The sequence below is a fragment of the Bradyrhizobium sp. HKCCYLS2038 genome (genome assembly GCF_051167655.1).
Classification (GTDB): Bacteria; Pseudomonadota; Alphaproteobacteria; order Rhizobiales; family Xanthobacteraceae; genus Bradyrhizobium.
In genome coordinates, this window is sequence record NZ_JBNPTM010000004.1 from 609681 (window position 1) to 623363 (window position 13683).

At 57.9% G+C, this 13683-nt stretch carries 11 protein-coding genes; 8 read left to right on the forward strand and 3 right to left on the reverse strand.

What is annotated here, in order from left to right:
* Positions 1-8 precede the first annotated feature (8 nt).
* Entirely contained in the window at positions 9-1091 is a 1083-nt protein-coding gene (locus ACQR1I_RS20725) for a DegT/DnrJ/EryC1/StrS family aminotransferase (RefSeq protein ID WP_434888838.1), read from the reverse strand.
* Positions 1092-1372: 281 nt separating this feature from the next.
* Here ACQR1I_RS20725 and gmd point away from each other — a divergent pair, with 281 nt between their 5' ends.
* The 8 genes from gmd to ACQR1I_RS20765 all read left to right on the forward strand — a co-directional run bounded on the left by gmd (position 1373) and on the right by ACQR1I_RS20765 (position 10979).
* Positions 1373-2458, forward strand: a complete 1086-nt coding sequence (gene gmd / locus ACQR1I_RS20730) for a GDP-mannose 4,6-dehydratase (RefSeq protein WP_434866403.1) — start codon at positions 1373-1375, stop codon at positions 2456-2458.
* 61 nt (positions 2459-2519) lie between these two features.
* On the forward strand, positions 2520-2933 hold the full coding sequence (locus ACQR1I_RS20735) for a hypothetical protein (protein WP_434866404.1): 414 nt from the start codon (positions 2520-2522) through the stop codon (positions 2931-2933).
* Between the two features lie 100 nt (positions 2934-3033).
* A complete protein-coding gene (locus tag ACQR1I_RS20740) occupies positions 3034-3816 on the forward strand; it encodes an ABC transporter permease (protein WP_434866645.1) in 783 nt (260 codons plus the stop codon).
* Positions 3813-4556: an ABC transporter ATP-binding protein gene (locus ACQR1I_RS20745; protein ID WP_434866646.1), complete on the forward strand. Its 744-nt coding sequence runs from the start codon at positions 3813-3815 to the stop codon at positions 4554-4556. The genes ACQR1I_RS20740 and ACQR1I_RS20745 overlap by 4 nt, the downstream gene beginning before the upstream one ends.
* A gap of 117 nt (positions 4557-4673) precedes the next feature.
* On the forward strand, positions 4674-6896 hold the full coding sequence (locus ACQR1I_RS20750; RefSeq protein ID WP_434866405.1) for a glycosyltransferase: 2223 nt from the start codon (positions 4674-4676) through the stop codon (positions 6894-6896).
* Positions 6893-8548 (forward strand): glycosyltransferase, encoded by a 1656-nt coding sequence (locus ACQR1I_RS20755; RefSeq protein WP_434866406.1) that lies wholly within the window; start codon positions 6893-6895, stop codon positions 8546-8548. The genes ACQR1I_RS20750 and ACQR1I_RS20755 overlap by 4 nt, the downstream gene beginning before the upstream one ends.
* Positions 8549-9441: 893 nt before the next feature.
* Complete coding sequence (locus ACQR1I_RS20760) at positions 9442-9618, forward strand: hypothetical protein (protein ID WP_434866407.1); 177 nt, start codon at positions 9442-9444, stop codon at positions 9616-9618.
* Positions 9619-9692: 74 nt separating this feature from the next.
* A complete protein-coding gene (locus tag ACQR1I_RS20765) occupies positions 9693-10979 on the forward strand; it encodes a hypothetical protein (protein ID WP_434866408.1) in 1287 nt (428 codons plus the stop codon).
* A 14-nt stretch (positions 10980-10993) separates the two neighbouring features.
* Here ACQR1I_RS20765 and ACQR1I_RS20770 read toward each other — a convergent pair whose 3' ends face one another.
* Positions 10994-11746 carry an ABC transporter ATP-binding protein gene (locus tag ACQR1I_RS20770; protein WP_434866409.1) on the reverse strand — a complete coding sequence of 251 codons (753 nt, stop codon included), beginning with the start codon at positions 11744-11746 and terminating at the stop codon, positions 10994-10996.
* Positions 11715-13667, reverse strand: a complete 1953-nt coding sequence (locus tag ACQR1I_RS20775; RefSeq protein WP_434866410.1) for a branched-chain amino acid ABC transporter ATP-binding protein/permease — start codon at positions 13665-13667, stop codon at positions 11715-11717. The genes ACQR1I_RS20770 and ACQR1I_RS20775 overlap by 32 nt, the downstream gene beginning before the upstream one ends.
* Positions 13668-13683: the final 16 nt, after the last annotated feature.

The following is a 13683-nucleotide window of genomic DNA, read 5'->3' on the forward strand; positions in this document are numbered from 1 at the left end:
CGATCGGTTTACCTGGCGAAGAAGGCTCGGATGGAGCTGCAGATTGATCGAACATTCTCGTGCGACAAGTCTGGAAAGCTCGGCAGATTGATGCCGCTAGCACTCAGCATTTCAGCGACTGGAAAACGGTCATGGGTCTTGCAGTGGGGCAAGGTGTGGGCCGGATAGAACACCGGCCGCGTCTCCACATTGTCATTCTTCAACCAGCCGCGAAGATCCTGGCGGGCATCCGGATCGTGGAGAACGATCGAGCACATCCAGAACGAACTCTGTCCATCGACCGGCTCACCGAGCATGGTCAACGGCAGGCCATGGAGTTCTTCCTTGTACCAGGCCGCAATTTGCCGCTTTCTTGCGATCACCGTGTGCGGATTCTCCAGCTGAGCCAATCCGATCGCCGCGCAGACGTTGGTCATGCGGTAATTGTAGCCGACCGCATCGTGCCAATATTCCCGATCCGGCGAAACCGCCTGCGTCTTGAGATGGAATGCGCGGTCAAGCGTCTCCTTCGTTCTGGCGACGACCATTCCGCCCTCTCCGGTGGTGATCGTCTTGTTCCCGAAGAAGCTGAAGGTCGCCACATCACCGAACGTCCCGGCGTGCCGGCCCTTGTAGTAGGTGCCGAACGCCTCCGCACAGTCCTCGATCAAATAAAGGCCATGTTCGTCGCAGACGGCAACGAGCTCATCCATGTCGCAGGGATAGCCATAGAGATGAACGGCCATCACGGCCTTGGTGCGGGGCGTAATTCGACGTCGCACATCGTCAGGATCGAGTTGCCACGTCTGCTCGAGCGAATCTACGAAAACCGGGGCCGCCCCGGTCTGCAGGATCGTATTCACGGATGCAATGTAGGTCAGGGCGGGGACGATGACCTCGTCTCCGGCACTAAGGCCCAACGCCTCCATCGCCAAATGCAACGCGACGGTTCCGTTGCAGACCGACGTTGCATGGCGAGATCCTACGAACTCGCCGAAGGCGCTCTCGAAGCGCTCGACGAATACGCCCCGGGAGGAGATCCAGGACGAGTCGATGCACTGATTTACATAATCCTTCTCTCTACCCTTGAGCGAAGGACGGTACAAAGGAATGAATTCCTTCGCGGAGGCCGTCGTCGCGGTCGAAGCATCCCTCCTCTGCACGTTACCCCCTTCACTTGGTAGTTTAATGCTCGGGACTGGTATTATGAGACTTTGCTTTCCATTTCAACGTGCGTATAGAGCGTTTCTATGGACGCCATAGAAATAATACGACATCGTTAAGCACTGTCGGAAACGCGCAACAGTAATTGCTCGGTATGGTTGTAGCGGACGATTGTGCGACGGAACGATCGTGCGCCGTATGAACAGACTCGAAAGGAGGATCTTGAGGCATGGAGTTGGGTAATCCGAAGCGGCGCGTCGCGCTGATTACAGGCGTGACCGGGCAGGACGGAGCATACCTTGCCGAGTATCTCCTGGGCCTTGGCTACACGGTGCACGGCATCAAGCGGCGCTCGTCCTCCTTCAACACCGCGCGGGTCGATCATCTCTATGCCGATCCGCATACTGGCAACGTGCCGTTCCTGATGCACTACGGCGACATGACGGATTCAACCAACCTGATCCGGCTGATTCAGCACATCAGGCCCACGGAAATCTACAATCTCGCCGCGCAGAGTCACGTCGCGGTCAGTTTCGAAAGTCCGGAATACACGGCAAATGCCGACGCGCTGGGCGTGCTGCGGCTGCTGGAAGCGATCCGCATCCTCGGCATGGAAAAGGAAGCGCGTTTCTATCAGGCCTCCACATCCGAGCTCTATGGGCTCGTGCAGGAGGTTCCGCAGCGGGAAACGACCCCTTTCTATCCACGTTCGCCTTACGGCGTCGCGAAGCTCTATGGCTACTGGATCACAGTGAACTACCGCGAAGCCTATGGCATGTTCGCTTCGAACGGCATCCTGTTCAACCATGAGAGCCCGATCCGGGGCGAGACCTTCGTCACGCGCAAGGTCACGCGCGGCGTGGCTCGCATCGAAGTCGGTCTCGACGACGTGCTTTATCTGGGCAATCTCGACGCCAAGCGGGACTGGGGCCACGCCCGGGACTACGTCGAAGGCATGCACATGATCCTGCAGGCCGACAAGCCGGACGACTTCGTGCTAGCGACGGGCGAAACCCGCTCGGTTCGCGAATTCGTCGAATTGGCCTTCGCCGAGGTCGGGCGCACGATCGCTTGGCGCGGCGAGGGTGTCGAGGAAACCGGTATCGACCGAACCAGCGGTAAGACTATCATACGGATCGACCCGACCTATTTCCGCCCCACCGAAGTCGACCTGCTGATCGGGGATGCCACCAAGGTGCAGGCCAAGCTTGGCTGGAAAACCAGGACCAGCTTCTCACAGCTCGTCAAGGAAATGGTCGCGGGCGATCTCGAGATCGCGCGGCGCGAGGTTTCCAACGGCAGCAACGCCGGCTGAGCCGAGGAGCACATGGCCGCACCATCGAAACCGGCCGGGTATGGCTTGAAGGCGATGCGTCATGTTCAGACTGGTCGGCTACGTGGGCGTGCTGCTCGCCTCGTTCTTCGCGGCGTTTTGGCTGATGGATCGGCACGCCGACCAACATTCTCCGCTGCTTGGCACCCATGTCCTCTACGAGCTGACTGCCGAGCAACGCCCGGAGGTCTGTGCCACTCAACGAAGCACGATACGTTTCAAAGGCAGCATCTGCGACGTGAGCGGCGACAACCTGTCCGTACTCTGGACATCGTTGGCCAATATCACCAACGCCCAACCGTCTTGCGGTCCCCAGCGCGTTGTAAGCTGGGCGCGCAGAGATGGAGAACCAGCCTACAACGGAAGATTCCTGGGCAGTTGCGGGCGGCGCCCGGATTATTTCGACGCGATGCCATCGACCTTCGCACCGAACGAGCTGCGCGCCTCGCGTGACTAGCCGACCTGGAGAACCAGTTGCGATGAACTCTGTCTCGACCCGCCAGATCGCAGCCGGCCTGTCGCCCGGCGCCACGGGCGGACCCGACGCGCCAGGGGCCATCTCTGCATATGCCCTCGGCATATGGCGAGCTCGCTATTTCTGGATCCACCTCGCACTTTCCGACCTGCGCTCCCGCTGGCGCAGATCCTACTTGGGCATCCTCTGGACGATCATCCAACCGCTGGGCCTGACGCTGCTCGTCTCGATCGTATTCGGAAAGATCTTCCACACGGATATCGGCGCCTACGCTCCCTACATCCTGTCAGGCCTGATCGTGTGGGAATTCGTCGTCGCCTCGGCAACCGGAGGATCTCTCACCTTCGTGCAGGCCGACGCCTACATCAAGCAATGCGCCCACCCGCTCGCCATCTACAGCCTGAGGACCGTGCTGACCAACCTGATCTGCCTCACGGTCGCCAGCATCGCTCTGATCGCGTGGGTCGGAATCTCTATGCCGTCGAACTTCGGATGGTGCTGGCTTTCGGCGATCACGCTGCTTCCGATCCTGCTGCTGATCGGCTGGCCGCTCGCGACGACCCTCGGTTACATCGGCGCGCGCTTTCGTGATCTTCCCCATGCACTCGGGCTTGTACTCCAGGCTTTCTGGTTCGTCTCGCCCATCTACTTCGAATCCAAGGTCTTCAGGAACGGGGGCCTTTCAGTCCTGGTCGACATGAATCCGATCTATCATCTTCTGCAGATCGTTCGTGCACCGCTTCTGCACGGCGAATGGCCGACGCTCGAGAATTACGCGTTCTGCCTGGGATCCATCATCGTCCTGACCGTCGTCGCCGTGGCGACCGGCCGACGCGCCGAGAAAACAGTGATTTACTATCTATGAGCGCCATTTTCCTGAAAGAAGTCGACCTTCACTACCAGTCGGTCGCCTTCAAGGAGCGCTCGCTGAAGAGCCTCCTGACCGGCGTCCTGCGTCCAGGGACGAAACCAGGCATCGATGACATCTACGCCTTGAAAAAGATCTCCGTCGAGATCCGGGCGGGTGACAAGGTCGGTCTGCTCGGCCATAACGGCGCCGGCAAGACGACATTCCTCAAGATGGTTGCGGGCCTGTATCCGATTTCCGGCGGCGTGAGGTCGATCGAAGGCAAAATCCGCGCTCTTTTCGATTTGAGTCTCGGCTTCGAGCCGGATGCCTCGGGAAGGGAAAACATCCTCTATCGTGGACTTCTGCTGGGCATGACACCGCGATCGATGCGCGAGATGGAGAGCGAGATCGTCGAGTTCGCAGGTCTTGGCGAGTTCATCGACTACCCGGTCAAGACCTATTCGGCCGGGATGCAGGTGCGGCTGGCCTTCGCCATATCGACCGCCGTGAGCGGCGACCTGCTTCTGCTCGACGAGGTCATCGGCGCCGGCGACGCCGCGTTCATGGCAAAGGCCAGGAAGCGGATCGCCTCGCTGATCGATCGCTCCGAGATCCTGGTTCTCGCATCGCATGACATGGGGGCACTGAAGACGCTCTGCGAGCGCGGCCTCGTCTTTCACCGTGGCGAGCTCGCCTTTGACGGGCCAATCGACAACGCAATTGCCGAATACCAGCGGCTCAATGGCTTGAGCTGACGTCCGGTCGGCGGACCCGCTCGATGTGACACAAGGTGGAGCACTCCAGTGAACAAACGCCCTCTTCGCGCAATGTGGTTGCTCAACCATACGACAGCGCGACGATTCGAGGTGCCGATGCTGAAGCGGCTGGGCGTGAAGGAAATCTTTCTGCCCAAGAGCTATCCGTCGGATCCCTCGTTTCGATCTGCTTCCGTGGATTGGACGGAAGATGATGATCTCACCATCCCCAAGGATGACCTGGCGATCTTGAACGCGACCGATTGGTACGAAGAACCCGGGTTCGAGGCATGGGAAATCGCCAGCAGGCATTTCGACGTCGCCTTCTTCATCGTCTGGAAGAGCAGCTTCCTCAAATCGATCACGCGTCATTTTGGCGGGGCCAAGATCTGGCGGGCATATGGCCTTCCAAGTCCGTACACCTACGATGGTGTGGTCGCCGCCGCGGCGGCCGGACGTGGCGGGCCGATTTGGACGACGCAGACCACGTCAGACCTGTGGTTTGGCCAAGCCTACCAGCATTTGGCCAAAAACGAGCCACGACACATCGCGGAGCGCGCCGTGTTCCTGCCGGCGGGACTGCCTGAGACGGCCATCGATGACCAATGGACCGGCGAGGACAAGCGCATTCTGTTCGTCTGCCCAGACGTTGGTTTCAATCCATATTACCAGCGCATCTATGAAGAGTTCAAAAGGACGTTCGCCGGCTTCCCGTACGCGGTCGGTGGAGCGCAGTCGATCCGTCTTGACGACGACCGCGTCCTCGGCTTCGTGTCCAGCGAGCAGCACCGGCAGAACATGCGCCGATTGGCGCTGATGTTCTATCATGGCACCGAGCCGAACCACGTTCACTATCACCCTTTCGAGGCGGTGCGGACCGGAATGCCGCTGGTCTTCATGGCGGGAGGACTCCTCGACAGGATGGGCGGCTTAAAGCTGCCGGGCCGGTGCGAGACGCCGGCAGAAGCTCGCGACAAGGTCAAACGCATCTTGGCCGGCGATCGGCGGCTCATCGGCGACATCCGCCAGAGCCAGACGCGCCTTCTCGATGCGATGACGGCGCAATATTGCGAGCCGTTCTGGCGGACCGGGCTCGACCAGGTCCTACGCAAGCACGCGGAAGCGCGACCGGCGCTTCGCGCCGCGAACGAGAAGCGGATCGCGATCATCCTGCCCGTCGGATACCGCGGTGGCTCGTTGCGAGGAGCCAAGCTGCTGGCGCAGGCCATCCGAATCGGCAGCGAGCAGCACGGCCAGCCGGTCAGGGTGGTGTTCGGCCATATTGACGATCCCACGTGTTATCCCGACGAGGAGTTTGCCGACCTACCCGAGCAGATCGAGCGGCGTCCCTATCGTTGGAGGACCATGACACGGCAAGAGGCGTCACACGCCTGCGCCTACGCAGGCGTGGTGGTGACTCTCGACTGCCCGGCCTACTCCGTGCCGGATGATGGCATCAATCAGTTCCTTGACTGCGATCTTTGGCTGATCGTGCCCGACCGGCTAAGCGCCCCCCTTCTCCCTGTGCGCCCCTACGTCCTCATGGTATATGACTATCTGCAGCGTTACATGCCGATGTTGGACGAGGCGAATAATCAGCAATACATCAGCGCCGCCCTTGCGGCCGAAGCGGTCCTGGTCACCACCGAATTCACCGCCGCTGATGCACGCCAGTATGCCGGCGTTCCGGCCAGCAGGGTCAAGAAAGTCCCGCTTCTCGCTCCCGATTTCAATTCTGAGCGTAGCGTCGTGCAGGCCAACCTGTCGCCCGGCGATTATTTCATCTGGACGTCCAATCTCGCCCCTCACAAGAATCATCAGAATGCCTTGAAGGGCCTTCGACTGTACTACGAGAAGTACGACGGAAAGCTCGATTGTCATGTGACCGGCGTCGACACCAAGGAGATGTTCAAACGCGACGCTCCTCACCTCAAGCAGGTGTCGCAGATTCGGCATGACAGCAAAGCAATCCGAAAGCGGCTGATCGTCAGGGGCGAACTCCCGGACCAAAACTATCGGCACGCGCTGCGCGAGGCGGCATTCCTCTGGCATCCGGCCACGATCGACAATGGGACGTTCTCGGTCGTCGAAGCCGCTTGTTTCGGCGTTCCCTCGCTGTCCAGCGACTATCCCGCGATGCGCGAGATCGATAAGCAGTTTCGCCTCAACCTGGCCTGGTTCGATCCGAACGATCCCGGCGACATCGGACGGAAGCTGAAGGACATGGAGCTCGTTCATGAAGAAGCGCGCCGTGCTCTGCCGGCACGCGAAATCCTTGCGAACCAGTCCACTGATCGGTTCGCGGGCGCATATTGGAAGGCGATCAGAGAGTATTTATGAGAAAGTTTGGCATCTATCTCTGCTATCCGCCCAAGGTCGAGCTGCGAGCCGAAGGACTGGGGCGTTATCTGGCCGAATTCCTGCGGGAAGCGCGGCACCATACGGAGGTTCGCTTCGTCATCGCCTGTCCGAGCTGGATGAGAGACTCCCTCCGCGAGGTCCTCGAATCGGCTCACATCGCTCCGGACACGTTCGAGATCATCGGACCGAAGAACATTCCCGTGTTTTTGCGCCTCCATGGATGGTACGAGGCATACAGGCGGGGACCACGAAAGCGGCGGTTCGCGCAGCTCCTCGCGTCTTTCTCCCGCTTTACACGATCGATCGCGGAATGGTTCGCACGCAAGCTCGTTACGACACGAAGCCTTGGCTTGGTAGCGTTCGTGGCAATCCCAGCACTGCCGCTGATGGTCTTTGGATACGTGATAAGACTCTTTGCTCGCCTACTTTGGCAGACGGTCGCCCTCGGCGCCTCCCACTCGCTCGTTCGTCGCGTACGAACGAAAGTCCTCCAGCTTGCCGTTCCTTTGACCACGCTGCGGCCGCAGGATGACATCCTCACGCGTCGTCTGTACGACTTCATGGAAGAGTCCGAGGCAAACCTGATGTGCCGCGAGATCAACCGTCAGGACGATATTGCAGCCTGGTATGCGCCGACGGCATTCTGGCCGCACTTCAACAACATCAGTGCTCCGCGGCTTACCTGTGTTCCCGATGTGGTGCTCAACCAGTTTCCGGTGGGGTTTTCATCCGGGGGCCGAGAACGTACTCTCGACGTATTTCGGCTGGTCGAGAAGACGATCAGGAATGGCGACCGCTTCGTTACATACAGTCACGATGTTAAGCAGCGCACGCTGGTCGCTCGCTACGGACTATCGCCCGAAGCAACCACGGTCATCCCCCACGGCGCCCATAGTTTGAACGAGGCCATCAGCGTCGCCGGATTTGGCGATGATGGCCAGGCAACGGACGCATTTTGCAAGAGCTTGTTCGACGAGGCTCTCGGCAAGGCGATCGGAACCACCAACGCGAAGCGCTTCGCTACGGGAGATGTCCGCTTCCTGTTCTATGCCAGCCAGTTTCGTCCGAACAAGAACGTGCTCAGCCTCCTCAAGGCGTATGATCACCTGTTGAGACGACGATTCACCGGCCACAAGCTCGTTCTGACTGGCAACCCGCACCAGCTGCCCGAGATCGCCGAATTCATCCGGCGTCATGACCTGCAGAATGACGTCCTATGCCTTCACGGCTTGACTGATCGGCAACTGGCGGCCTGCTACCGGCTTGCGGACCTGGCCGTCAATCCGAGCCTCAGCGAAGGCGGCTGCCCGTTCACACTGACGGAGGCGCTTTCGGTCGGCACACCGGTCGTGATGGCGCGGATCGCCGTCACGGAAGAGGTCGTGAGCGACCCAGACCTTCAAGATCTGATGTTGTTCGACCCGTACGATTGGAAGGACATGGCTCAACGGATCGATTGGGCGCTCAACAACAAAGATGAGCTCCTGAAACGACAATCCGTTCTCTATGAGACGCTATCGAAGCGATCCTGGCGCGATGTGGTCGACGAGCATATCGCGCTATTGGACCAGATCGCGAAGCGGGATGATCCGTCGAGGGCGACTGACGGAAATCGCGTTCTGCCAACATAAGACGCACGGCCCAGCATTTGACGGCGACACGCCCTGGTTGAGTCGGCGCCATGAATGCACGCGACCAGCCTGCGACTCACCCGCGCGGACGACGGGGGCATCGAAAACCAGGAGCGGGCTCCCGTTACGGGCTCGCAGACGGCAGCGATCGAATTGGAAGCGCTGGGGTGGCGGAGAGGGAGGGATTCTCGTTCCAGCCCATAAATTGTGTTCAATATCAATAACTTACGGAAGATGCTCTCACCCCGTTTGGGGGGGCAAGCTTTTGCATAGTTTGGATCACGCAACCAGTCTCCAGTTCAACCGTAGTCCAGCTTGACCTAGCATCGACTCGGCTTGGCTATTCAGCATATGGCGGTCATCCTGCCGCGATCAGATATCTCTCGGCCAGAAATCGCCGCTAGGGATCGGCAGCAACATCGGACATTTTGCCTTAAGCCGCGAGATGATCCGGATGTGCGTTGGCTCAAGCGAGTGACCTGCGTTGAGGAAGTCGTCTTTTCCGCTTGAACAGCGTCAAGAGCTTGGGGCCGTCGTGTTGCAGATGTTGCATCGGCCGGCCGGTGGCATGGTGAGTCTCCCTGCCTTTTCGCAGAACGCGATCCTGCACCAAATGCCCTCGCGCAATCTCCTTTCCCGACCCCGCGCGCCCTCAACGGCCGCACCGACTCGAGGCCCGGATAAAACTCGGGGTTCGATCTTGGATGATTCGACACTGATGTCCTTGGTGTTGTCGCAACGACGGTAATGCCTCACTCCAATCTCCAGAGTGCTTCGCCAGTGTAAGCCGCTAGAGTCGCATCATATGTTTGCGCAACCTAAAGCTTGCACAAACGAAGCTTGGGGAGTACGATCAGGTGCTTTTGCCACACTTCTGCTATAGGAGCCCTCATATGAGCCAGAGCGTGGATGCCGAAGTTAAGAAGCTTGCCGAGCAATACCGCAAAGCCCAGAAGGCCGGCGATAGATCGCTTGCCGATCTCACGAAGGAAGCGGCGCACGTTTTGGCGCGAAAGTCTGCGGCGACGGAAGAACTAAGAGTCATCATGTCTTTTGCCAATGATGCTTAGTTTCCGATGATCGAGTAGGCATGACGCGCTTGCTGGCAACCACTGAGGGTTGCCAGCGCACGAATTAGTGCACAATGACAAGCCGATCCCTCGAAACAAGTCGGGATGCCTTACAGCAGTTTCACGCCGCGTTGTTCGAGCAGACGCTTAGAAATGCTCGAAGAGCACCATTCTACGACGAGAGCCTTACAGGATTCGCCAACGATATTCCTTTATCTTTGATTCACACGCTTCCGCTGTCATTTAGGCAAGATATCATTCGTGAAGGCCCCCGGGCGCAGGTCAGAGAAGCGATTTGGGACGTCAAGTTTACGGGGGGCTCATCTGGCGCACCTTTCCCGCATATCATCAGCCTACAAGAGCAAGATTTCCTCCACCGATTTTTCACCACGGTCCATGAACTACCTGGACGGCGCTACCGACGCGGAATCCTATTCCAAAACACGCACGTTACTTACGAGCGGGCTATCGCGACCCCGATTCGGTTCCATAGACTGAACATCAACGCTACTGGAAGCTTCAGGTACCTGATTGACACCCTGTTGGCGGAGCGCTTCGAAGAAGAGCAGGTTGAGCCCTATTGCACGATACTTTGTGGAGGACAACGAGCTCTGTGGGCATTGACGGAAGCCGCGCGTCAATGGCGGAAGCCAGGGTTCGACAATCCGCTGAGGGACATCTTTACCTACGGGGCATACCTACGCCCAAACTTAAAAGACTCATTCGCATCGTTCTGGTCTGCGACGGTGACAGATCGTTACGGACTGTCGGAGATCATCGGAGGAGCAACCGAGGATGCCAATACGGGTTGGTACTATTTCGACCCGGTTTCAATTCCAGAAGTTCTTTCGGTAAAGACAAGGCAGCCGCTTCGCGAGGGTATCGGCGTAGTCGTACTTACCGCGCTTGCACCGTTCCAAACCGCGCAGCCACTCATTCGCTATTGGACGGACGATCTTGCGATCGTCACCCATAAGAGCGAAAGTTTCCCCGGGCGACTTGCAATTCGACCGCTTGGCCGTCTAGCTGAGTCAATTCCCGATCCAGACTCCGACGGATGGCTACTCACACCGGACGTTCTCTTCTCTGCCCTGGATGAGCGACGCGACATAGGCCGAAAGTCCCTATTCCAGGATACCACCCAAGTGCTGGATCACCATAAAATCGGTTATCCGCTTTATAAGCTTGAATTCCTCAACGAGCGTCATGTCCAATTGATTCTGGCATCGTCGAAAACTTCTCAATGGCACGGCCATCCCGAAGCAATCACCGAAGCTCTTTTGGACTGCTGTCCGTCGCTCACTAGCGCTATTCGGGAAAAGCGAATCCAGTTCAGCGTAAAGATCGCTTCCCAGACCTGAGATCAGAATGAGCGCTAGACGTCGCCAAGGTATGCTCGTTGCACTAGCGGGTCCTCGCGGAGCGCAGATGCTGGACCATGCAAGACTACTTCTCCCAACTTGAGCACGTAGCCATAATCCGATATGGACAGAGCCTGTTTTGCATTTTGTTCAACCATAAATATGCTAGTACCTCGCCTGTTTATGGCTACAAGAGTCTCGAACAACTGATCAACAAGTTGCGGAGATAGACCCATTGAGGGTTCGTCGAGACAAAGCAGACGTGGGCGCGACATGAGCGCTCGTCCAATGGCCACCATTTGCTGCTCTCCGCCCGAGAGTGTGCCAGCCAACTGCGAAAGCCGCTCTTTGATACGAGGAAATAATTGAATAACCCAACGTAAGTCGTCTTCGATCTCGGCTTTATCCCTGCGAGTAAACGCGCCCATCTCAAGGTTTTCCAGTACTGTCATATTGGGGAAAAGCCGGCGGGCCTCTGGCACGGTCGCAATCCCTCGTTTTATGCGCTGCGCCGTCGTGAGTGCGTTGATAACCTCGCCGTTGTAGATCACCTTCCCACTTGTCGCAGAAATCAGCCCGATGACGATCTTCATCGTGGTTGACTTGCCCGAGGCGTTGGCTCCCAGGAGACTGACAATCTCGCCCTGTCCGACCAAGTAGTCTACACCTTGAAGGACATGAAGATCGCCATAGTGCGCGTGAATGCTCTCGAACTGGAGCACAGACCTCTTGCGACTATGTGGTGCCGGCTCTTCCAAGATAGGCACTCAACGTCTCCTTGTCGCGTTGAACTTCACGAGGTCCTCCCTCGGCGACCTTCCTGCCCTGATCCAGCACGATTACTCTGCTTGCAATTTCGAAAACAACGCCGAGCTTGTGTTCGATCAAGAGAATAGTGATGCCGGCCGCCGCGATCCGTTGAACCAGCGCTGCCAGCTCTGCCGTCTCGGTCGGATTCATGCCCGCTGTCGGCTCGTCAAGTAACAACAAGCGCGGCTGCGACATCAGCGCACGCGCAATTTCAAGACGACGTCGGTTCGCATACGATAACGAGCTCGCCAAGTCGTCCCGGCGCGGGGTTAGGCGCCGGTCGAAGAACCCCATTGCACTCGCCGCGGCGCGGACCATAGCCGCCTCCTCTTGCCTCGCGCGCCGCGTTCGCAAAATGCTGGGAACTACGCCTGATCGGGTTCTTGAATGAGCCCCGATCATAACATTGGTTAAAAGCGACAGGTTGTCGAACAAACGAATGCTTTGAAACGTCCGAGAAATACCACGCTTCGCCAAATGGTGGGAGGCAAGCCCCGTAATCTCGCGACCGAGATACCGTATTTCTCCGCGATCCGGATCAACTAGTCCGGTAATGACATCAAACAAAGTCGTTTTGCCCGAACCATTCGGGCCGATGAGCGCGACGATCTCCCCTGGCATTACGGTCAATTGAAAGGAGCTAAGCGCCTCAAGACCGCCGAACGACTTGTCGAGCCCAACTATCTCGAGTAGGGGGCGATCCGGATCGACGGGATCCAAGGAGCGGGAGAGAAGCGCTCCGGGCGAATTCTCTAGTCCAGAACTCCACTCCTTTTGAAGGCCAAGAGCCGGCACATGCTCCGGCACCAGACCTTGACGACGATACAGCATCATCACCACCAAGATAACGCCCAGGATGAGTTCACTGGCTTGAACTAGATCGAGAGCATCCAAGCTTAAGCCAACCGACCGACCTACTAAGTGAATGGTCTGCGTCAGCTCCTTCAGAAACCACGATTGCAAGAGCGTAAGAAGCAACGCACCGCACACGACCCCCGCAACACTTCCGACTCCTCCTAGCACGACGACTGCGAGTATCATTATCGACACTGGGAAACCAAACATTTCGGGAGTCGCAGTTTGGAGCTTCGCAACATAGAACGTACCGGCCGCGCCCGCAAAAGCCGCTCCGATAGCGAACGCAAGAAGTCTATATCTTACTCGGTCGACTCCCATGACCTGGGCGACCGTTTCGTCCTCCCTGATTGCCATCCAGGCGCGACCGATACGGCTGTCGCGCAGCCGGATGCTGAGCAGGATCAATCCGATCAGCATGGCCAAACCCAAATAGTAATATGGCAATGACTTAATGCCGAAGTTGTACTCAAAAATTCTGGGAGGAGCGACGCCGTTCAGACCCATGGCGCCATTTGTAAAGTAGGGAGAGTTGCGTACTAATATTGGCACGATCTCACCAAAGCCGAGAGTGACGATCGCTAGATAATCGCCACTCAATCGCAAAGTTGGGGCGCCGAAGGCAATGCCCGAAATGGCTGCGAATATCGCAGCTATTGGAACCATCAACCAGAACGAAACAGTAAAGTGCACACGCAGTATGCTTCCATCGTTGAATTTCTCCACCAAGCCCAGGTACCGGAATGGCTCCCACATTGCAGACCATTCTGGCTGCACTTGGTGTGAAGCGAATACTCCATAGCCGTAAGCTCCGATGGCGAAGAAAGCTGCGAAGCCCAGATCGAGCATTCCCGCAAATCCGACAATTATATTTAGGCCTAGCGCCAGCATCGCGAGCGCCATGGCATTGGACAGCACATCTATGTTGCCTTCGTTGGCGTCCATGACCGGATAGACGATTGCGGCTGCAACCAAAGCGAAGGCTAACGCGTTCTTGCCGCGAGCTGACCACCACTCACGCATGAGCGGTCCAAAGCAG

Excerpts from the sequence above, each read along its gene's own strand:
- gmd (WP_434866403.1), top strand. The coding sequence starts at position 1,373 with ATGGAGTTGGGTAATCCGAAGCGGCGCGTCGCGCTGATTACAGGCGTG.
- ACQR1I_RS20775 (WP_434866410.1), bottom strand. The coding sequence starts at position 13,667 with ATGCGTGAGTGGTGGTCAGCTCGCGGCAAGAACGCGTTAGCCTTCGCT.
- ACQR1I_RS20750 (WP_434866405.1), top strand. The coding sequence starts at position 4,674 with ATGCTGAAGCGGCTGGGCGTGAAGGAAATCTTTCTGCCCAAGAGCTAT.
- ACQR1I_RS20760 (WP_434866407.1), top strand. The coding sequence starts at position 9,442 with ATGAGCCAGAGCGTGGATGCCGAAGTTAAGAAGCTTGCCGAGCAATAC.
- ACQR1I_RS20745 (WP_434866646.1), top strand. The coding sequence starts at position 3,813 with ATGAGCGCCATTTTCCTGAAAGAAGTCGACCTTCACTACCAGTCGGTC.
- ACQR1I_RS20755 (WP_434866406.1), top strand. The coding sequence starts at position 6,893 with ATGAGAAAGTTTGGCATCTATCTCTGCTATCCGCCCAAGGTCGAGCTG.
- ACQR1I_RS20765 (WP_434866408.1), top strand. The coding sequence starts at position 9,693 with ATGACAAGCCGATCCCTCGAAACAAGTCGGGATGCCTTACAGCAGTTT.
- ACQR1I_RS20735 (WP_434866404.1), top strand. The coding sequence starts at position 2,520 with ATGTTCAGACTGGTCGGCTACGTGGGCGTGCTGCTCGCCTCGTTCTTC.